We start from the raw sequence: 20,247 nt of genomic DNA, 5'->3' as shown, positions 1-20,247 counted from the left end.
CGCCCCGGGGTCCACTCACCCTGGGAGATCCCTCGACGCTGCGGCCAGCCACTGCGCGAGTCCCGCGTAGGCCTGCGGCTCCTCGCACCGCGGGCTCCCGTCGCTGCGCTTGCGGGTCGGCGTGCCGCCATGCAGGCGCATTCCGCAGCGAACCATCGCGAATGCCAATGCCGCCAAGCGGACACGACGGGCGTCGACGCCTGCAGCGTCGGCGTAGGCCTGGACGATCGCGTCGAACGGGGCCCGGAACGCATCGGACTCCATGACCATGCGGGCGAACTGGTGGAACTCCGCCCCCATCAGGTTGGGGCCAAGCAGCTCGAGATCGAACATGCGCACGCGCAACGCACCGTCCTCGCGACGCTCCAGACCCAGGTTGTTCCAGTAGAAATCGTTGTGGCTGGCCACGACGGGCAGCGTCTGCAGGCAGGGCATCGCGGACTCCAGCGCTTCGCCTGCCTGGGCCCCGAGTCGCTCGTCGGTTTGCTTGAGCCGGGTGATCGCCTCACGGAACAAGCGGACCACGTCGGGCCTGCAAGCCTCGCCGGCCAGGTCGCCGAACACGCGGTCCACCGTGCGCACGGCCGACACCAGCGCATCCACATGGGGGCTTGGATCCAGGTACATGTCCAGTTGCGGCTCGACGAAGCCGGTGATGAACCAGGCCTCTTCCTTCGCGGCGTCGGCCACGGCCAGCACCGGGGCGAAGTCCTCGGCCGGGGTGCGCAACAGCCGACGCGCGAGGGCCAGCTCGTGACGGCTCGCATCGCGCTTCTCGACCAGCCGGACCTTGCGCCGCGCATCGCCCTGGACCAGGTCGATCTCGTGGATGTGCACCCTGCCCTTGCGGCTGTCGGCAGGTTCCCGGGAGCCCACCAGCTCGGCGCTTCCGGGGCCATGGTGCCGCTCCGCGCACCACAGCAGCCGATCGAGGCCTGCGCCGCCGTCCACGCCGTCCCCGTCCATGCCCGCCGCCGCGGCATCGACTGGCGGCACGCTGCAGCGGCGCACCCAGGCCACGTCCCCGTCGCGCTCGAAACCGAGGTCGAAACCCTCGTTGCCGGGAACATCGAGTTCGAATCCACACCAGGGCTCGCCCGGCATCGGCGACTGGCCGACCCGGAACTTGTCGGCGACGTCCATGCGCGCCACGTTGGGGAGGCCGCTGCTCAACTTTCCCGCCTGACCGACGATGACATGGACGGCTGGGCCGGCTTCGGCCGCCACCAGCCAGCCAAACACCCTGAAGCGCTTCGAGCGCGGATTGAACTCGACCCTGTCCAGGTGCCAGCGCGCCACCCCGACGGCCGGAGCGCGGCCACCCAGCGCGGTGCACTCGACCGGCAGCCACTGCTGATGCGAACTACCTGACCCCGGATTCACAGCCATCCTTCCTCTACTCCCTCTATGCCACGCCACTGAACAAGACCCTTCCCACCCGCAAACCGGCACTTCACCGTGTCACCCGGCCTCCTCCAGCGCCGCCTCCCAAAGCTGCCGCACCCCCCCCTCCAGTGCCACGGCGGGCTTCCATCCCGTGGCCCGGGAAAAGCGGGTGCTGTCGAGGACGATTTCCGGAACATCGTAGTTGCGCGCCTGCGTATGCCGGACATCGAGCGGGCGCCCGGTGATCGCCGAGAGGAGGTCGACGACTTCGTTGAGCGAGGTCCCTCGCCCGGTCCCGATGTTGTAGGGGCCCGGTGCGAGATCGGTTCGCGTCACCGCAAGACGGAACGCGGCGGCGACGTCCTCCACGGCGATGTAGTCACGCACCACCGTACCGTCGCCCCAGATCTCGACCGGCACCTGGCGCAGCGAGCACTGGACGAAGTGCGCTATCGCGCCCACCGGCGTGCCGATCAACTGGCCGCGGCCGTAGGGATTGGCCACGCGCAGGCTGATGCCCTGCAGCGTTGGGAACAGGTCCAGGTAGTGCTCGATGGACAGCTTCGAGATGCCATAGGCACTCAGCGGCTGGGTCGAATGGCTTTCCTCCACCGGGATCTCGTCGATGCGGCCGTAGACCGTCCCGCCGCTCGATGCGAAGACAACCCGTTCGACCCCCGACTGCACGGCGGCCTGGAACAGGCGGATCGAGGACACGACGTTCGCCGCGACATCGCCCGCCGGGTCCGCCATCGATGCCGCCGGGTGACTGGTGCAGCCAAGGTGCAGCAAGCGATCGCCGGCCCGGGCATGGCGAACGAGGTCGAGCGGGCTGGCACTGAAGTCGAACTCCGTCCTGCCGCAGTCGGGCAACCCCTCGAGCCGTCCGGGCAGGTCGAGCACGACGACGGGGATGCCCGCCGCCAGCAATTCCCCGAGGATGGCCCGGCCAAGGAACCCACCTCCCCCGGTGATCAATACACGCATTGGTCGGATTCCGTCTTGCGCAGCACCCACAGGGTACGCGGATCGTAGCGAACCACTTCGCTGCGGAAGTCGACGCGCAGTGGCTCGGGCCGCCCATCCTGCCAGCCAGCTCGGCCACGGCCGCCTCCTCGTGAGCGGCCGTGGGATGACCGTGGCCGAAGCGGACCGCGAGCACGCCGCGCGCAGAGAGCAGGCGCACGGCGGCGTCGAACACCCCGGCAAGCGCCGTCGGTGCGACCGCCTCGGCGTCGATGTAGACGACATCCAGTCGGCCGTCGAGGCGGCCCGGCGCGAGCTCGGCCAGCGCAGCTTCATCGAGCTGCCCGGCGGCCGCCACGTCGCCTCGAAATTGCGTCCGCCAGATCGCGTCCACCGCCTGGCCGACGCCGATGCCCAGGGCGAGCAGGCGCCGGTACACCAGCGTGGACTCTGCCAGGAACCGGTACAGGGTCCGGTCCCGTGGCCGGGACTGGCAGCCGGGGCATTCCAGCCCGGCGTCGAACTGCGGCCCATGCCAACCGCACACGTTGCAAAAGCGCGTCTTCCGGCTCGCGATCGCATCAAGCAGCGGGAGCTGCTCCAGGGTGGGGGGATGGATGGCCAGCATCGACTCGTCGATCCGGGAAAAGATGTCGGGCCGTGTCTTGTTGTACAGCGCCAGCATTCCCGGCGCCTGGCCCAGGCGCCAGCCGCTGGCTTCGACGTGGACGCTGAACTCCACGTCCGTGTAGTCGTGCGGGACCGCATCGCTGAAGCCGCCCGCCGTATCGATCATGCTGCGCCGGAGAATGAAGAAGCCGCCCTGCACGTGGCCGAAGCGGCGGTCGGGCTGGCCCTCCACGAATTCGTGGTGGCGGAAGTTCGGGTACTCCCGGACCCCCTCCGGATAGTCGCGCCCGAACAGGTAGCTCGGCGAGCAGGCAAGCGTGCCGGCCTGCCCGACTTCGGGATGGCGCTCCATGTAGTCGACCAGCGGGCGTTCCCAGCCCTGCTCCATGGTGAAGCCCTCCTTCCCGCACACGTAAACCGCCAGGTCCGACGCGCTGGCCTCCAGGCACACGTTCGTCCCCGGGCCCACGAAGACATTGTCCCGGTTGTGGACGACGGTGAGGTTCGGGTACGCCGCATGGGCCGCAGCAAGCCACGCAGCGACGTCCGTGCCACTGCCGTTGTCGCAGATGACCAGATGCCACGGCAGCGTCGTGTTCGCCTGCAGGCGCCTCACCACCTCCGCGAGCTCCGGCAGGTTGTTCCAGCTCACCACCAGCACGTCCAGTGTCTGGTTGCGCCACAAGCGCACCAGGCCAGCCACCAGCCTGGGGGTGCTGAAAGCCTCCTCCACGGTGTCCCGCGCCGCCCGCGCCAGGGACGTGCGTTCCGCCTCCGGCATGTCGAAGAACCGCCCCACCACGTCCACGATCGAGCTCGCGGTCGGCTCGCAGTACAGGCCGTTGACCCCGTCGCTGACCAGCTCGGGGATCCCCGAAAGGGGTGTCACCATGACCGGGAGTCCCGCGGCCATCGCTTCCATGACCACGGTCGGTATGCCATCCATGTCGCCATCCGCAGCGCGTACGGAGGGGCAGGCGAACAGGTCGTGCGAGGCGAACACCTCGAGCAGGGCCTCGCGACCCTCCACCGGTCCGTGCAGGTGCACGTTGCGCGCGTCCAGCGACGCGATCAGCCTGCGGTACTCGGGCTCCAGGTCGCCGTATCCGTAGATGTGCACGTCGACCCCGATGCGGGCCAGTCCCGGCGCGGCGCGGATCAGGTGCTCGAGCCCCTTCTTGGGGGCAAAGCGGTGCACCGCGCAGACCGAACGGCGCGACCCGTTGCGGCGGGTCGGCGCGATGGCCTGCGCTGAATACAGCTCGGGGTCCATGCCATTGGGGTTGATGAAGAGCTTGCGGCGGGGAACGCCCCGCTCGAGCAGGTAGTCACGGTGGAAGCGCGAGGGCACGACGACCCGCCGGCACCGCGGGGAATGCGCGATCTCGCCGATCCTGTTCCTGGCGTCGTTGGTGTAGCGGAAGATGTCCTGCGCGTGGGCGATGAAGGTGAAATCCACGCCGATCTGCTCGCAGGCCGGCCACACCATGTCGGTGACCGTCGGGTAGACGAAGTGGCTGTGGACGATCTCGCGCCGGCTCGACTGCAGCTTTTCGGCCAGGTCCCGCGCATCGACCACCTGGGTCCACTGGATGTCGAAGTCCGGGACGAAGTCGGGAAAGGGCGACTGGCGGCAGAAGACTTCCACGTCGTGTCCGCAACGCACGAGCTCGCGCAGCTCGTTGAGGACGAAGGTTTCCGAAGGCGCGGGGAACCACCAGATGAAGTAGGCGATGCGCAGCGGCCGGTCGGTGCCGGTCGGCTCCGGAAGTGCGCGTGCAACGCGCGTCAGCTTGCGGGGGGTGAAGTCCCTCCAGATTTCCTCGTAGGCCTCCACGAGCGCACGCGATGACCGCTCGCTGCCGAATTCCTCCCCGGCGCGGCGTCGACCGGCCGCACCCAGCGCACGCAGGAGCTCGCGATCGGAAACCAGCCTGGCGATCCGCTCGGCCACCGCGGCGGTATCCCGATAGGCGGTCACGAAGCCGGTCTCGCCGTCGGCGACCAGCTCCGGCAGCGCGCCCCAGTCATACACCACCACCGGTCGCGCGGCGGCCATCGCCTCGAGGATCGTCCGCCCGAACGACTCCTGGCACTCGGAGAGGTTGACCACGACATCCAGTTCGGCGATCGCCTCCCAGGCGTGTTCCCGGTAGCCGGCGAACTCCAGGTTCGAAGGGAGGCCCGGCAGGCCACGCAGCTCCTCGGTCGCCGTGGTCTCCGGGCCCACCAGGACCATGTCCGCGGGCACCCCCAGGTCCTGAAGCCTCCGCGCGACCGAAGCGAAGTCGGAGACGCCCTTCTTGGCCAGGTTGCTGCTGATCATTCCCACCCGGACCCGCTCGCCGCGCCCGGGCTCGGACATGATGAAGCGGTCGGCCTCGACCATGTTGGGTACGACGAACGTCCGCCCGCCCGATTCGTATACAGCGGCCGTGGCCCGCGAGTTGGCGATGATCGCATCGCAACGCGCGAGGACCTCGGACACGACCTGGTCGGCCCCGTGCCCGATCACCCGGCACAAGGCCTCGTCGGAGGTGATGAGTTCCCGTGCGTGCACGACGGCCGGAACACCCATGAGGCGCCCGGCCTCCAGGGGTTCGCGCAGCATGATCGTATTGACATGGACCGCATCGATGCCCTCGCGGTGGATCAGTGCCGCGAAGCGTGCCACCACCTGCTCGTCGATGGGTTCGCCATCGCGCCACCACGACTGCGGCACCCGATAGACCGCCGAGGTCCGTGCGAGAAGCGCCTCCAGGTAGTGCGCCGACGGCTGGCCCGGCACGGAAACCACCGAATCCAGTCCATTGGCCTGCAGGACGTCGAGCATGTCGAGCAGGCTGCGCTCGCCTCCAAAGATCTTCTCGCCGGCCACATGGGCGCATACCAGGAGGGTCCGCGTCCCGGGTCGCCGGGTCGCGCTGCCGCGGCCAAGGAGCTCGAGCCCGGCGATATCGACCGCTTCGCACGGCGCCCCCTGCTCAGGGTCCGCACGAAACGAGGCGCCGCCCCTCGGTCGCGGTGGGCGCCCCTCCAGACGTCCGAAACGCAGGTAGTGCAGGAGCGGATTGTCACCGCTGGCGGCGACATCGGGGTTGGACTCCAGGTAGAACGCGGTATCGAACCCGGGGCCCGGACGCCGGCCCATGGCGGCACCGATGCGCAGGAAGTGCTCGGCGGGATCCATGCCCAGCAGGGCCACGTCGCGATAGGTGCTCGCGTACCACTGCGCGTCGAACAGGCCGGACTGCCTCAGTTCCAGGATGTCCTCGCCCGGGATCCACATCAACGGCCGGCCTCCACGGGTGTCGTGTTCCTTCCCTCGCCCTTCCCGTGAAGCAGGTAGTGCGCCAACGGGTTGAGGCCTCCCTCGCGCACGTCGGGATAGCGCTCGAGGTAGCCACGGGTGCTGAAGTCGGCGCTCGGGTCGCGGCCCTCGTCGGCACCGAACATCACGTAATGCACGACCGGATCCACGCCGCCCGCCGCCACGTCGGGGTAGGCCCCCGCATACCATTGCGCATCAAGCGCGGCAGCGGCTCGAATGACCTCGATGTCTTCCTCCCTGGGGTCGCGCCTCAGGGCCAACGGCTTGCGCCGGAGGAGGCGCCGGATCCTGTTCAACATCCTGACGCCGCCATCCAGCTCCAACCGTTCCAGATGGGCTTCGCGGCGTTTCGACACCGAATCGGCCTTTGCCAGCCCCTGCTCCGCATCCAGGAGCCTGCGCGTCAACAAGGCGATCTCTTCGAAGCGGGCATCGATTTCTCCCTGCAGCTGCGCGACCCGCTCGGCGCGCACCTGGTTCGATTCGACCTCCTGCATCAATTCTCGAACCTGGGACTGGGCCTTCTCGAGCTCCTCGAGGCGGGCATTGGCCGACGCCAGCTGCTCGAGGAGCCGCCCACGTTCGGCGGCCGCGATACTGGCGACATCCTTCACCCGCTCCCGATGCAGGTCCGACATATTCGCAGCGCGCTCCACCTGCCCCATCCTGTGACGGGTCTGCTCTAGTGCCGCGTGCGATGTCTTGAGTTGCGACTGGGCGTCGAGCAGCTTGGTGCGCACATCACCCCGCTCGAACGCGTCCGCACAGGCGCGACCCAGCCGCGCGAAGATCTCCCTGACCGAGGTGAGCGTCCGGCCATCGCCATCACCGAGCGCGTAGAGCCTCCGGAGCGATTCGCTCTGGTTCGGCCCCACCCCGAGCACACCCAGGCCGTGACCGTGCACGAACCAGAACGCCGGGTACTGCTCGCGCAGCTGCTCGAACAGTTTGAACACGCCGAACCCGCGTTCACGGACATTGATGTCGTGGAACAGGACCACGGCGCGATCGGAGAGCTTGGGCTTCCACGACTCGAAGTCGTGGGTCACCGCCTCGAGCGTGTGCAGGCCATCGATATGCAGCAGGTCGACGGATCCGTCGGAAAAATGACTCGCGGCCTCGTCGAACGTGCTGCGTACCAGTCTCGAGAAGCCCGAATAGTTCGCATCGTTGTACGAGCGGACCTTCTCGTAGACATCCTGGCCATAGAAGCCCGCATGCTCGTCGCCCTGCCAGGTGTCCACGGCATAGCAGCTGGTGTCGAGGCCCAGTTCGGCGACCGCCTGGCAGAAGCCGAAGTAGGACGGGCCATGGTGGGTACCCAGTTCCACCAGCGTTGCCGGCCGGTGGGCGTCGACCACCCACATCGCGAAGGGCAGGTGCTCCAGCCAGGCGGAAGGCTGCAGGTAGCCGGGGCGCCTGAACATGATCGGACGGGCGAACGGCAACCATTCCATCCCCGGCTGCCCCTGCGCGGATTGCGTCTCACCCATGTCGCCGCTCCTCCTGTGAAAGTGTTCCACGTTCATCGTCCCAGGCCCCGAACCGACGCCCTCCATCGCCAACGGCGTCAGCCCGAGCGGTGCAGCGGCCCGTGCCATTCGCCATGTTCGTCCGCCACCCGCACCGAGACGGCGGAAAGCCGGCGCAACTTGCGACTCCCGGGTCCGACCAGCAGGCGGAAACCGATCCGGCCGTGGGGCAGGTCGAGATGATCACGCACGTCGGGGCGATCTTCGACTTCGGCCCTGATGACCTCGAGGACCTCGCGCCCGTGCCTGACCTCGAACCTGCTCGGCCGGTGACCCGTGGCGGTGACCGCCCAACCCCGGAGCGTAACGCCCTTGGGTCCGACGATCATCGCGTCGACGTTGCCGGCTACGGTGCCGGGGGTCATCGCGGCGAGCGATGCGGGCCCTGCGCCCGCCGCGAGCGCCTGCTCGAACCCGCGCAACTCGCCCTCCGCCCGCTCCACGTCCATCGGCGCGGGATGCTGGCGGTCCCAATCCATCCTCACGGGCAGGAAGCCGCGCTCACGGAACGCGTCCTGCAGCTCACCCTGGCTGTCGGAAGGAACGAAGCCCTCCAGAACGAAATCCTGCTCGCCGGCCGCCTCGACGACGGCATCGACCCAGGCCTCGACCTGGCCCCGCGCCATGATCCGGAATACCGCCTGATCGATCTGCAGCGGCGAGAAGTCCTGCTGGATCGCCTCGCGCAGCGCATCGTCGACGGCGACCTGGTCACGCGCGATCCGGTGGATCAGCGAGTCCGCCGCGATCACCGGCAGCGAAGGGGCATCCCCCCCGAAGATCTGCCTTGCCAGCGACGACTTGCCCCATCCGGGCGGCGCCATCATCAGGCACACCACCGGCCTGCGGATGGCGACGTGGTGCACCACCAGGCTGAAGCCCTGCTCCAGAAACGGGTGCTCGTGCGGTGCTCCGACCTGCTTGATGGCGTACCCCGCCAGGCCTGCATCGAGCGCCTCGCGCGTCAGGATGGCACTGGCCGGCGTCGGGTCGGCATCCAGCGGCAATGCCGGGGCAGTCGCCAACGTGCTCTCGAGCACCAGCAGGCCCTGCCGCGTCAACAGCGACATCACGCGCGCCAGCCGGCCCTCGGCGAGCAGGCACTCGGACGACCCGTCCAGCCAGACCACGATGTCGAAGGACCCGGTCACCAGGTCGCACGGGTCGATGGTCGGGGTCGCGATGGCCTCCGACGCGCGCTGGAACGCGGCGAAGCTGGCGAGCCGGTCGGACTCCGGCCCCACCAGGAGGACGTTCAAGCCACCCAGGTGGGGCAGGCCAAGGCGGCAGATCCGGAGTCCAAACCCCTGGTCCTCGGCGAGGCTCAAGACCCCTCCTCCAGGCGGGGCGATGCGCCGCCACCTGCCGGAATGCCCAGATCCTGCGCCCGCGCCCTCACCTTGCGGCCGTGGCGCAGCGACTGCCCATCAGTGGACTTGATCACCAGCGTGGCCAGCACATCGCGTTCCGCGGCGGAGGTCCCGACCTCGAGCTGGATACGGTATCCACAGCCCGGGTCGAGGAGACCGAAGAACTCCTGGACATCCGGTCGAGCGATGCGTTCGAAGCGCTCCACCAGGATCCTGTCGCCGAGGAACTCGGCCACCAGCGCCTCGACGGGCCGCGAGTCGTCGCTCAGGGCCCAGCCCGATATCTCCAGCACCCCCTCGGCGAGCCGCACTTCATCGACCAGGCCCGACACGTTGCCCGCGACGCCGTCGTGGACGGCCGCCTGGCCGACGCCGTCCTCCGAAGGGGCTGCCATCGCCCGCTGGTAGTGCTTGAGGGCCCGGCCGATCTCGCCGTCGTAGGTCACGCGGCCACGCTCGATCACCACGCCGCGGTTGCACACCTCCCGGACCAGTCCGAGGCTGTGGCTGGCCAGGACGACGATCTTGCTGCCGCCGAGGCGGTCCTGCATGCGCTCCTTGGCACGGCGCATGAAATCGACATCGCCGGTGCCGACCCATTCGTCCATCAGCATGATGTCGGTCTGCACGCTGGTGGAAATGGCGAACCCCAGCCTCACCTTCTGCCCGGAGGACAGCGTGCGCAGTCGGTGGTTGGCCTTCTCTTCCAGGCCGGCGAAATCCAGGATCGCATTCGACTGCGCCTTCAGGTACGACGCGCGCAGGCCCATGGCCACGCCCCTGAGGATGATGTTCTCGCGCACCGTCGCATCGGGCGTGAAGCCCAGCGAGATGTTGAGCAGGGCCTGGCAGCTGCCCGCCCGGTGGAGGCTTCCGCTGGTCGGGCGGTAGACGTTGTTGAGCAGGCGCAGCAGGGTCGACTTCCCGGCGCCGTTTCGGCCGAGCAAGGCAACGCGATCACCCGGCGAGAAGCGGAAGCTCACGTCCTCGAGCAGCCTGACGACTTCCCGGGAAGGCGTGTCGAAGGCAGCGCCCAGCAACATGCCCGCCCAGCCCCTGACCACGCGTTCGCGCTGCACGAACAGGGGCACGTCCAGGGTCACGCGGTCGGCAACGATCTCTACGTCCATGCCTAGATCCACAACGGAACGAAACGCGTGTACCGACGGTAGAGCAGACCCGCCACCAGGAACCCGACGACCGTCATGACCCCCACATAGACCAGGGAGTGGGGCTCGACGGGCTGGCCCAGGATCGGCGCCCGGAAGATCTCCACGAAATGGTAGAACGGATTGAGCCGCATCAACTGGCCCCGGATGCTGTCTGCAGGCGCTTCGTTGGCCGTCCAGATGATGGGCGTGAGCAGGAACACGAAGATGGAGAGGTTGGCGAGCACCTGCCCGACGTCCGCGAACCGGGCACCGACCAGCGACAGCACCACGGCGGCCCAGAGCGCGTTGAGGTAGACCAGGACCACGGCCAGCGGCGCCAGCACGATGCCCAGCCAATGGAAGTCCGGCGCGATGGCGAACGCCACCACGACGACGGGGAGATACATGCACATGTCGAAGAACGCGCGCGCCAACGACTGCAGCAGGTAGTCGGTGAGGCGCACATGTCCGTCCAGGATGAACGCCGCGTTGCCCGGATAGACGTTCGCACTGGCGACGATGGCCGACATCAGCGTGCGGAAGATCATCGCGCCCAGGGCCACGTGGATCGCGAAGGCCTGGATGCTCTCCCCGCGCATGGCCGCGAAGAACGAACCCAGGCCGAATACGTAGACCACCGAGGGCGCGAGCAGCCAGACGAACCCCAGGCGTGAGCGACGGGCCCGGGTGATGATGTCGAGCCAGCTCGAGAGCGCCCAGAACTCCGGGTTGCGCACGCTGATCCAGAGCTCGGTCCAGAACCGTCCATGCGCCGTTGCCCGCCCGACCCCGAAAGGCTGCAGCGCAGGGTCACGGCTCACGAAATCCCTCCGGCCGCTCGCGGCAACTCATCCCAGGCAATCCGCCAACTCCGCCTGCAGGTCCGCCACGTCCTCGACCCCCACGCTCAGGCGCACCAGGTTGTCGTGGATGCCAAGCGCGGCCCGGCGCTCGGCCGGCACCGAGGCATGGGTCATGATCGCCGGATGGTTGACCAGGCTCTCCACGCCACCGAGTGATTCGGCCAGGGCGAACAGCGTGCAGCGCTCCATCATGCGCCGTGCGGAATCCAGCCCACCCTTGACGTAGATGCTCACCATGCCACCGAAGCCCGACATCTGGCGCTTCGCCAGTGCGTGCTGGGGGTGGGACTCCAGGCCCGGGTAGACCACCTTCTCGATCGCCTCGTGGCCCTCGAGCCACTGCGCCAGCTGCAGCGCGTTCTCGCAGTGGGCCTTCATCCGCAGGTGCAGCGTCTTGAGCCCGCGCAGCGCCAGGAAGCTGTCGAACGGACCCTGCACGCCGCCCACGGCGTTCTGCAGGTAGCCCATGCGCTCGCCGAGCTCGTCCTTGTCGCCGGTCACCACCATGCCGCCGACGACGTCGGAGTGCCCGTTGAGGTACTTGGTGGCCGAGTGCACGACGATGTCGGCACCCAGCGAAAGCGGCCGCTGCAGGATGGGCGAGCAAAACGTGTTGTCGACCACGACGATCAGGCCGCGCTTGCGCGCCAGCGCGGCCACGCGCTCGATGTCGACCAGTTTCAGCAGGGGGTTGGTCGGGGTTTCGATCCAGACCATGCGCGTCCTGGGGCCGATGGCGGCTTCCAGGGCCTGCTCGTCGTTGAGGTCGACCCAGCTGAAGTCGAGGCCGGCGCTGCGACGGCGCACTCCCTCGAACAGCCGGTAGGTGCCCCCGTAGACGTCGTCCATGACCACCACGTGGTCGCCCGAGTCGAGCAATTCGAGCACGGTCGACGTGGCCGCCAGGCCCGAGGCGAACGCAAAGCCACGACGCCCGCCTTCGAGCCCGGCCACGCAGCGCTCGTAGGCGAAGCGCGTGGGATTGTGGCTGCGCGAGTATTCGAATCCCTGGTGTACGCCCGGGCTGGACTGCACATAGGTGGAGGTCTGGTAGATCGGCACCATCACCGCGCCGGTGCTGGGGTCGGGCGATTGGCCGGCGTGGATCGCCAGCGTGCCGAGGCCGTGGCCGGAGGTCGCGTCGCTCATGTCGGAATCCTTGTTCATTGCTGGTGTCACTGCACCCGGCGGCGCAGGTAATTGAGCAGGTCGATCCGCGTGATCAGGCCCAGGAAACGCTCGCCGTCCATGACGATGGCGACCTGGCCGCGCTCGAACACCGGCAGCAGCGCCTCCACCGGTGCACGCACGTCGAGCACGTCGAGCTTGGTCACCATCGCGGTGGAGACGGGGTCGCGGAAGTGGTCCTCGTCGCCGTACACATGCATCAGCACGTCGGACTCGTCGAGGATGCCGACGATGCGCTCGCCCTCCATGACCGGCAGCTGCGAGATCTCGTAGAGCTTCATGCGCTGGTAGGCCGTCACCAGCAGGTCGGTGGGGGCGATCACCACCGTGTCGCGGTGCTGGAAGGGGCGCAGGATCAGGTCGCGCAGGTCGCCGGTCGGTTCGCGCTCCAGGAAGCCGTTGTCCAGCATCCAGTAGTCGTTGTACATCTTGGAGAGGTACTTGTTGCCGGTGTCGCACACGAACACCAGCACCTTCTTCGGCGTGGTCTGCTCGCGGCAGTACTTCAGCGCCGCCGCCAGCAGCGTGCCCGAGGACGAGCCGCCCAGCACGCCTTCCTTCTTGAGCAGTTCGCGTCCGGCATGGAAGCTTTCCGCATCGGAAATCGCGTAGGCCTTCTTCACCCGGGTGAAGTCGGAGATCGACGGCAGGAAATCCTCGCCGATGCCCTCGACCATCCAGCTGCCGGACTTCTCGCTGAGCGTGCCCTCGTTGATGTACTCGGTCAGGATCGAACCGACCGGGTCGGCCAGGACCAGCTCGAGGTCGGGTGCTACGCGGGCGAAGTACCGGCTCAGGCCCGTCATCGTGCCGGAGCTGCCGCAGCCGAAGACGATCGCATCGAGCTCCCCGCCCATCTGCTCCCAGATCTCCGGCGCGGTGCCGTGCTCGTGCGCGTCGGGGTTGTCGGGGTTGCCGAACTGGTTGATGAAATACGCGCCGGGGGTCTCGTCGCGATGCGCTTGGCGAGGTCCTGGTAGTAGTCCGGATGTCCCTTGGCGACGTCCGAGCGGGTCAGGATCACCTCCGCGCCCATCGCCTTGAGGTTGAAGATCTTTCCCGGCTCATCTTGTCGGGGACCACGAGGATGAGCTTGTAGCCCTTCTGCTGGGCGACCAGCGCCAGCCCGATGCCGGTATTGCCCGCGGTGCCCTCGACCAGCGTCGCACCCGGCTTGAGATCACCCCGGGCCTCGGCCGCCTCGATCATGCGCAGGCCGATGCGGTCCTTGATCGACCCACCCGGGTTCTGGCTTTCCAGCTTCAGGTAGAGCTCGCAGTCGCCGCTGTCCAGGTGCCGGGCACGGACGATGGGGGTGTTGCCGATCAGCTCGAGGACGGACTCGTGGGGCATGGGCCGTGGGTTCTTCGAAGGGGCGCGCGATTGTATCAGGCGCGGCCACGCAAGCCCGAAGCCGACATGAAGACGCGCCCCGGGGGCGCCGTCCTCGATCCGTTCCCGGGGAGCCCTCCCCGGAACGACGCAGCAGGGCTAGTGCAGCAGTTCCCTGCTCTGGACCATGCGCTGCAGGCGATCCTTGGCGAGGAGCTTTTCCTTCTTCATCTGCATCAGCGTGATGTCGTCGATGGGCAGCACGCCGAGCTCGGCGTCCATGACCTTGTCGTTGAGTTCGCGGTGATGGTGGTAAAGCTTGCGGAATTCGGGGTTGCGCTTGAGGATCTGCTCCACTTCTTCCTGGGAATGCCCTTCGAACACGGCGGACCTCCTTACTTGGCTCCTGAAACGAGAAACGCCCCGAAGCCGTCAGGCTTGGAGCGTCGGGGGTTGGGAAGGCCACTGCCCTTGCGCACGACCACCCGGACCACGTCGACCCCGGCCTTGGGGTGCGGACGCGGCGTGGCGGCGGTGAAGGAGTGCATCGGCCTGACCTCGGTTCCACGGGCATCGGTGCACCATGGACAATCGACCCTACGCCGGCCTTTCGGGCCCTGCAAGCACGCGTCCAGATGCCTGATTACACGATGGATTCCTCAGCGGAACGTCGCCTTCACAAGCCTGAAAACAACGGCGGCGCCGTTCAGGCGCCGCCGCATAACGCTTTGTTTACAAAGAAGTTAATCGGCGAGGATCACGTCCACGCGGCGGTTGCGCGAGCGCCCCTGCTCGGTGGCGTTGTCGGCGACGGGGCGGGTCTGGCCGTAGCCGGTCGCCTGGATCCGGGACGCGTCCACGCCCTGGTCGATCAGGGCCCGCCGGACGGATTCGGCGCGCTGCTGCGACAGGCTCTGGTTGAGGTTCGCGCTGCCGGTGGCGTCGGTATGGCCCTCGACCAGGATCCGGCTGCCGGGCCGGCCCTGCACGAACTCGACGACGCGGTCGAGGTTGGCCACGGCCTCGGCGCGAAGCTGGGCCTGGCCCGGGGCGAAGACCTCGCCCGAAAGCGTCATCACCTCGCCGCGCGCATCGCTGCGCGAGTCGAGGTTCTCCAGCTGCCGGCGCAGGCTGTCCGCCGCCGCGGAGGCCAGGTCCGCCTCCTGCCGGGCCAGCGAGGCCTCGCGACCACGCGCGTCGGCCAGGCGGCGCGACTGCTCGGCCTGTTCCATGGCCGCCTCGGCCTCCTGCAACGAGAGCTCGCGCTCCTGCAGCGCCCGCAACGCCTCCTCCTGGCGCGTCAGGCTCTGCATGCGGAGCCGCTCGGCCTCGCGCCGCGCCAGCTCCGCATCGCGGCGCGCGGCATCGAGCACGATGCGGTCGCGCTCGCGCTCGAGCTCCTGGACCCGGTCGCGGGCCTGCTCGGCCTGCGCCGCGGCACGCGCGGTCTCGATGCGCCGATCGGCGATGTAGATGCGGTGCTCGCGATCGCTTGCGCGTGCCTCGCGCACGGCCTGGATCGCCTGCCGGGCCTGGAGGCGCTCGACCGCGCCGAGTCGCGACAGGGCCTGGTCGTCGTCCAGGCGTCGCAGGTCGCGCTCGAGTCGCTCGACGTCCTGGTCGACCCGGTCACGGGTCTGTGCCTGCAGCGGGGCGTTCGCCAGCAACGCGATCGCAAGGATCATCAGGATCGCTTTCATCGCCGCCCCTCCGTGTCCAGTGATTGCCGCAACGCCGCGTTCTCGGCGGCCTTTTCATCAACCTGCTCCTGCCAGGCGCGGGCGCGCGCCCGAGCCCGGGACAGGTCGGCATTGACCTCGGCGAGTTCGGCGAGTTCGACCGCCCGCACCCGGTCGCGGGCCTGCTCGGCCTCCCGGGCCGCCTGCAGCTGGCGCTCGGCGCGGCGGAACTCCTCCTCCGACAGCTGGTGCGCACGGACCTCGCGCGCGGAATCCAGCGCCCGCTGCGCCCGGTCGATCCGCTCGGTCGGCGGCGGCAGGCTGGCGCAGCCCCCCAGCACCACGGCGAGGGTCAGGATCGCGAAAAGCAGGCCTGGTCGATAGATTTTTCTCGGCGATGGTGTCATAACGGCTCTTCGAAGCAGGCGATGTGGCCTGTCGCTATTGTTGTTGCACCGCTCGCGCACATGCAACCGTGGCGGTGCAGGGGATACCGGGGGTTTCGCGCATGGACATCGGCTACTTCCTGAAGCTGATGACGGAAAAGAACGCATCGGACATGTTCCTGACCACGGGGGCACCGGTGCACATCAAGGTCGAGGGCAAGCTCTACCCCCTCGGCAGCACCGGCCTTCCGGCCGGCATGGTCAAGAAGATCGCCTACTCGCTGATGGACGAGGGCCAGGTGCCCCAGTTCGAGCGCGACCTCGAGTTCAACATGGCGATCGCCGTGAAGGACGCCGGGCGTTTCCGCGTGAACGTGTTCAAGCAGCGCGGCGAAGTGGGCATGGTGATCCGCGCGATCAAGAGCGACATCCCGACCATCGAGATGCTCAAGCTGCCGCAGATCCTCAAGGACATCATCTCCGAGCCGCGCGGCCTGGTGCTGGTGGTCGGCTCGACCGGCTCGGGCAAGTCGACCTCGCTGGCGGCGATGATCGACCATCGCAACACCACCCAGACCGGCCACATCCTCACCATCGAGGATCCGATCGAGTTCCTGCACCGGCACAAGAAGTCGCTGGTCAACCAGCGCGAGGTCGGCATGGACACCCATGCCTTCCACAATGCGCTCAAGAACGCGATGCGCGAGGCGCCCGACGTCATCCTGATCGGCGAGATCCTCGACGCCACGACGATGGAGGCCGCGATCTCGTTCGCCGAGACCGGCCACCTGTGCCTTGCCACGCTGCACTCCAACAACGCCGACCAGACGCTGGAGCGCATCCTGAACTTCTTCCCGGAATCGGCGCACAAGAACGTGCTGATGAACCTGTCGCTCAACCTCAAGGCGGTGATCAGCCAGCGCCTGGTGGTCGGCAAGGACGGCAAGCGCCTGCCGGCGGTGGAAGTGCTGATCAACACGCCGATGATCCGCGACCTGATGCGTCGCGGCCAGGTGCACGAGATCAAGGAAGCGATGGACAAGTCGCTCCAGGACGGCATGCAGACCTTCGACCAGGCGCTGTACAAGCTCTACAAGGACGGCAAGATCGAGCTGGAGGAGGCGCTGCGCAAGGCCGATTCACGCGATGGCCTGGCGCTCAAGATCCGCCTGACCGAGGGTTCGGGCAGCGACAGCCACGACCCCTACGCCGACGTGTTCAGCGGCGACGAGCAAAACAGCTACTGAGTCGGCACCGGCATCGCGCCCGCGGGCGCGATGCATCTCAATCGCGATCGGGCGCGTCGGGCTGGTTGTCCGGCCGGGCGGCCTCGAACGCAGGCAAGGCCATGCAGGCCTCCTCGATGCGCTGGATGGTCGGATACGGGTCCATCGACACGCCGAAGCGACGCGCGTTGTAGATCTGCGGCACCAGGCAGCAATCGGCCAGGCCGGCGCTCTCGCCCTCGCAGTAGGTCCCGGTCGAGGGACTCTCCTTGAGCAGGATCTCCAGCGCGGCGAAACCCTGCTCTATCCAGTGCCTCACCCACAGCTCGCGCTCGGCCTGCGGGACGTTCCAGGTGCGCTCGAAGAACTGCAGCACGCGCAGGTTGTTGAGCGGATGGATCTCGCAACCGACCAGCTGCGCCATCGCCCGCACCCGCGCGCGGTCGCGCGCGGTCGCCGGCAGCAGCGGCCGGTCGGGCCAGGTTTCGTCGACATACTCGATGATCGCCATCGACTGGCGCAGCACGCGCTGGCCATGCTCCAGGCTGGGCACCAGCTCCTGCGGATTGATCGCGCTGTAGGCGTCGCCGTGCTGCTCGCCCCCTTCGCGCACCAGGTGCACCGGAGTGATCGTGTACTCCAGCCCCTTGAGGTTCAACGCCGCGCGGACGCGGTAGGCGGCGCTGGAGCGCCAGTAGCTGTATAGCGTCAGCTTTTCGGACATGACCCGTGATTCCCCGCAGGCACGTGGAAGATGCCGGTGAATGGGCGGCCCCCTGCCACCCCGAACTGCAGGCTACGCCGCCCGGCTGCGTGATGAAAGCAGGGCCGGCCGCCTTCCGACGACCGGCCGCTGCACGCGACAGGCGTACTCAACCGCGGTCGATGCGCTGCTCGATCGCGCCAAAGATGCTGTGGCCGTCCTTGTCCAGCATCTCGATGCGCACACGATCGCCGAACTTCATGAACGGCGTCGACGGCTTGCCGTGCTCCAGCGTCTCGACGGTGCGCTTCTCGGCAAAGCACGACGCGCCCAGCGACGTGTCCTCGTTGGCCACCGTGCCGGAACCGACGATCGTGCCGGCCGTGAGCGGTCGCGTCTTCGCGGCGTGCGCGACCAGCTGGCCGAAGTTGAACTGCATGTCCACGCCCGCCTCGGGCGCACCGAACCACTCGCCGTTGTAGTGCGTCAGCAGCGGCAGGTGACCTTGGCGTCGCGCCAGGCATCACCCAGCTCATCGGGGGTGACGAAGACCGGGCTGAGCGCCGAGCGCGGCTTGGACTGCAGGAAACCGAAGCCCTTGGCCAGCTCTCCCGGGATCAGGCCGCGAAGCGACACGTCGTTGACCAGGCCGACCAGCTGGATGTGCCCGGCCGCCTGTTCGGCCGAGGCGCCCATCGGCACGTCGTCGGTGACCACGACGATCTCGGCCTCCAGGTCGATCCCATGTGCCTCGTCGGGGACCACGACCGGGTCCAGCGGGCCGTAGAAACCGGCGCTGACCGCCTGGTACATCAGCGGATCGGTATAGAAGCTCTCCGGCACCTCGGCACCGCGGGCGCGACGCACGCGCGCCACGTGCGGCAGGTAGGCCGATCCGTCGACGAACTCGTAGGCGCGCGGCAGCGGCGCGGCGAGAGCGGCATGGTCGAGGTCGAAGGCGCCCTCGGCCTCGCCGGACTCGAGCTTGCCGGCCAGCGCATTCAGGCGCGGGGCGGTGTTCGACCAGTCCTCCAGCGCGCGCTGCATCGTGTCGGCGATGCCGGTGGCGCGCACGGCGCGGGTCAGGTCGCGCGATACGACGATCAGCGTGCCGTCGCGGCCGCCTTCCTTCAGCGATCCAAGCTTCATGGTGTTCTCCTCAAGACAAGTGTGTTCAAAGGCCCGGGGTGGCGAAGCGCCGCTCAAGCCCCTGCCAGCAATCGGTGTAGTCGGCCTGCCGGAATCCGGCCTCGAGCGCCTGCGCGACCGGACGGATGACGTGGCGCGACTCGAACATGAAGGCCATCGTTTCGCTGATCACGTCGGGCCTGGACAGGTCGGCATTCGACGCCTTGTCGAACGTCGCCGCGTCGGGGCCGTGGCCGCTCATGCAGTTGTGCAGGCTGGAGCCGCCGGGCACGAAGCCCTCGGCCTTGGCGTCGTAGGCGCCATGCACCAGGCCCATGAACTCGCTGGCCACGTTGCGGTGGAACCACGGCGGCCGGAACGTGTCCTGCGCCACCAGCCAGCGGGGCGGGAAGATCACGAAGTCGATGTTGCTCACGCCCTCGGAATCGGTGGGTGAGTGAAGCACCAGGAAGATGCTCGGGTCCGGGTGGTCGAAGCTGATCGAGCCGATCGTGTTGAAGCGGCGCAGGTCGTAGCGGTACGGCGCGTAGTTGCCATGCCAGCCGACCACGTCCAGCGGCGAGTGGCCGATGTCGGCCCGCCACAGCCCGCCCTGGAACTTCGCCACCAGCTCGAACTCGCCCTCGGCGTCCTCGAAGGCCGCGTGCGGCGTCTCGAAGTCGCGCGGGTTGGCCAGCCCATTGGAACCGATCGGCCCCAGGTCGGGCAGCTTCAGCAGCGCGCCGAAGTTCTCGCACACGTAGCCGCGTGCCTCGCCATCGGGCAGCACCACGCGGAAGCGCACGCCGCGCGGGATCACCGCGATCTGCTGCGGCTCCACGTCCAGGACGCCGAACTCGGTGTCGAACTTCAGCCGCCCGTGCTGCGGCACGATGAGCATTTCCGCATCGGCGTTGTAGAAGAAGCGCCCCTGCATGCCGCGGTTGGCCGCATACAGGTGGATGCCCAGTCCGTTGCCGCCCGCCGCACCGCCGTTGCCGGCCATCGTGTACAGGCCCTCGATGAAGTCGGTCGCCTCTTCCGGCATCGGCAGCGGGCTCCAGCGCAGCTGCTCGGGCGTGACCGGGCCGGTGCCGAAGTCGTTGTGGAAGCGCGGCTGCGGGAGCGGCGAGAACGCGCCGTGCACCGCCGCGGGGCGGATGCGGTACAGCCAGCTGCGCCGGTTGGCATGGCGCGGCGCGGTGAATGCCGTGCCCGAGAGCTGTTCGGCATACAGGCCGTGTGCGACGCGCTGCGGGGAATTGCGGCCTTCCGGCAGCGTGCCCGGCACCGCCTGCGTGGCGAATTCGTTGCCGAAGCCGGTCTGGTAACCCGTGGACTTCATCAGCATCACTCCAGTGGCGGCGACCCGGCCA

The 20,247-nt window shown here is 68.2% G+C and carries 14 protein-coding genes and 3 pseudogenes; 1 reads left to right on the top strand and 16 read right to left on the bottom strand.

Annotated elements, in window-relative coordinates; genetic code table 11:
• Positions 1-15: 15 nt before the first annotated feature.
• The 13 genes and pseudogenes from FU658_RS12995 to FU658_RS12940 form a co-directional block, all read right to left on the bottom strand.
• Positions 16-1,389, bottom strand: coding sequence for a hypothetical protein (locus FU658_RS12995; protein ID WP_147892468.1), 1,374 nt, complete (start codon positions 1,387-1,389; stop codon positions 16-18).
• 72 nt (positions 1,390-1,461) lie between these two features.
• The gene (locus FU658_RS15595; RefSeq protein WP_147892480.1) at positions 1,462-2,373 is read right to left on the bottom strand and encodes an NAD-dependent epimerase/dehydratase family protein; all 912 of its coding nucleotides are present in this window, start codon (positions 2,371-2,373) and stop codon (positions 1,462-1,464) included.
• 781 nt (positions 2,374-3,154) lie between these two features.
• Positions 3,155-6,133, bottom strand: a pseudogene (locus FU658_RS12985) (glycosyltransferase); the annotation flags it as partial.
• Between the two features lie 137 nt (positions 6,134-6,270).
• Complete coding sequence (locus tag FU658_RS12980) at positions 6,271-7,806, bottom strand: class I SAM-dependent methyltransferase (RefSeq protein WP_147892466.1); 1,536 nt, start codon at positions 7,804-7,806, stop codon at positions 6,271-6,273.
• 77 nt (positions 7,807-7,883) lie between these two features.
• Entirely contained in the window at positions 7,884-9,173 is a 1,290-nt protein-coding gene (locus tag FU658_RS12975; RefSeq protein ID WP_147892465.1) for a hypothetical protein, read from the bottom strand.
• Entirely contained in the window at positions 9,170-10,345 is a 1,176-nt protein-coding gene (locus FU658_RS12970) for an ABC transporter ATP-binding protein (RefSeq protein WP_147892464.1), read from the bottom strand. Before FU658_RS12970 ends, FU658_RS12975 begins: the two co-directional genes overlap by 4 nt.
• A gap of 2 nt (positions 10,346-10,347) precedes the next feature.
• Positions 10,348-11,187 carry an ABC transporter permease gene (locus FU658_RS12965; RefSeq protein ID WP_147892463.1) on the bottom strand — a complete coding sequence of 280 codons (840 nt, stop codon included), beginning with the start codon at positions 11,185-11,187 and terminating at the stop codon, positions 10,348-10,350.
• A gap of 27 nt (positions 11,188-11,214) precedes the next feature.
• A complete protein-coding gene (locus tag FU658_RS12960) occupies positions 11,215-12,396 on the bottom strand; it encodes a cystathionine gamma-synthase (RefSeq protein WP_147892462.1) in 1,182 nt (393 codons plus the stop codon).
• A gap of 8 nt (positions 12,397-12,404) precedes the next feature.
• Positions 12,405-13,770: pseudogene (locus FU658_RS12955) on the bottom strand (pyridoxal-phosphate dependent enzyme).
• 138 nt (positions 13,771-13,908) lie between these two features.
• Positions 13,909-14,133, bottom strand: coding sequence for an HP1242/YdcH family protein (locus tag FU658_RS12950; protein WP_147892461.1), 225 nt, complete (start codon positions 14,131-14,133; stop codon positions 13,909-13,911).
• 11 nt (positions 14,134-14,144) lie between these two features.
• A complete protein-coding gene (locus tag FU658_RS14570) occupies positions 14,145-14,297 on the bottom strand; it encodes a hypothetical protein (RefSeq protein WP_187266117.1) in 153 nt (50 codons plus the stop codon).
• A gap of 195 nt (positions 14,298-14,492) precedes the next feature.
• Entirely contained in the window at positions 14,493-15,449 is a 957-nt protein-coding gene (locus FU658_RS12945; RefSeq protein ID WP_147892460.1) for an OmpA family protein, read from the bottom strand.
• Positions 15,446-15,835, bottom strand: a complete 390-nt coding sequence (locus FU658_RS12940; RefSeq protein ID WP_187266116.1) for a DUF4398 domain-containing protein — start codon at positions 15,833-15,835, stop codon at positions 15,446-15,448. The genes FU658_RS12945 and FU658_RS12940 overlap by 4 nt, the downstream gene beginning before the upstream one ends.
• A 101-nt stretch (positions 15,836-15,936) precedes the next feature.
• Between FU658_RS12940 and FU658_RS12935 the strand changes: the two genes are divergently transcribed.
• Complete coding sequence (locus FU658_RS12935) at positions 15,937-17,061, top strand: PilT/PilU family type 4a pilus ATPase (RefSeq protein ID WP_147892458.1); 1,125 nt, start codon at positions 15,937-15,939, stop codon at positions 17,059-17,061.
• Positions 17,062-17,098: 37 nt separating this feature from the next.
• On the opposite strand, the gene maiA is transcribed toward FU658_RS12935, so the two are convergent.
• From maiA to hmgA, 3 genes and pseudogenes are all read right to left on the bottom strand, one after another.
• Entirely contained in the window at positions 17,099-17,764 is a 666-nt protein-coding gene (gene maiA / locus FU658_RS12930; protein WP_147892457.1) for a maleylacetoacetate isomerase, read from the bottom strand.
• 148 nt (positions 17,765-17,912) lie between these two features.
• Positions 17,913-18,892, bottom strand: a pseudogene (locus tag FU658_RS12925) (fumarylacetoacetate hydrolase family protein).
• 25 nt (positions 18,893-18,917) lie between these two features.
• On the bottom strand, positions 18,918-20,216 hold the full coding sequence (hmgA, locus tag FU658_RS12920) for a homogentisate 1,2-dioxygenase (RefSeq protein WP_255505613.1): 1,299 nt from the start codon (positions 20,214-20,216) through the stop codon (positions 18,918-18,920).
• Between the last annotated feature and the right edge of the window lie 31 nt (positions 20,217-20,247).

This window comes from Alkalisalibacterium limincola, assembly GCF_008017755.1.
In the GTDB taxonomy this organism is placed as follows: Bacteria; Pseudomonadota; Gammaproteobacteria; order Xanthomonadales; family Xanthomonadaceae; genus Alkalisalibacterium; species Alkalisalibacterium limincola.
Note: the sequence above shows the minus strand (reverse complement) of the source record. Positions and strands in the feature narration are given on the sequence as shown.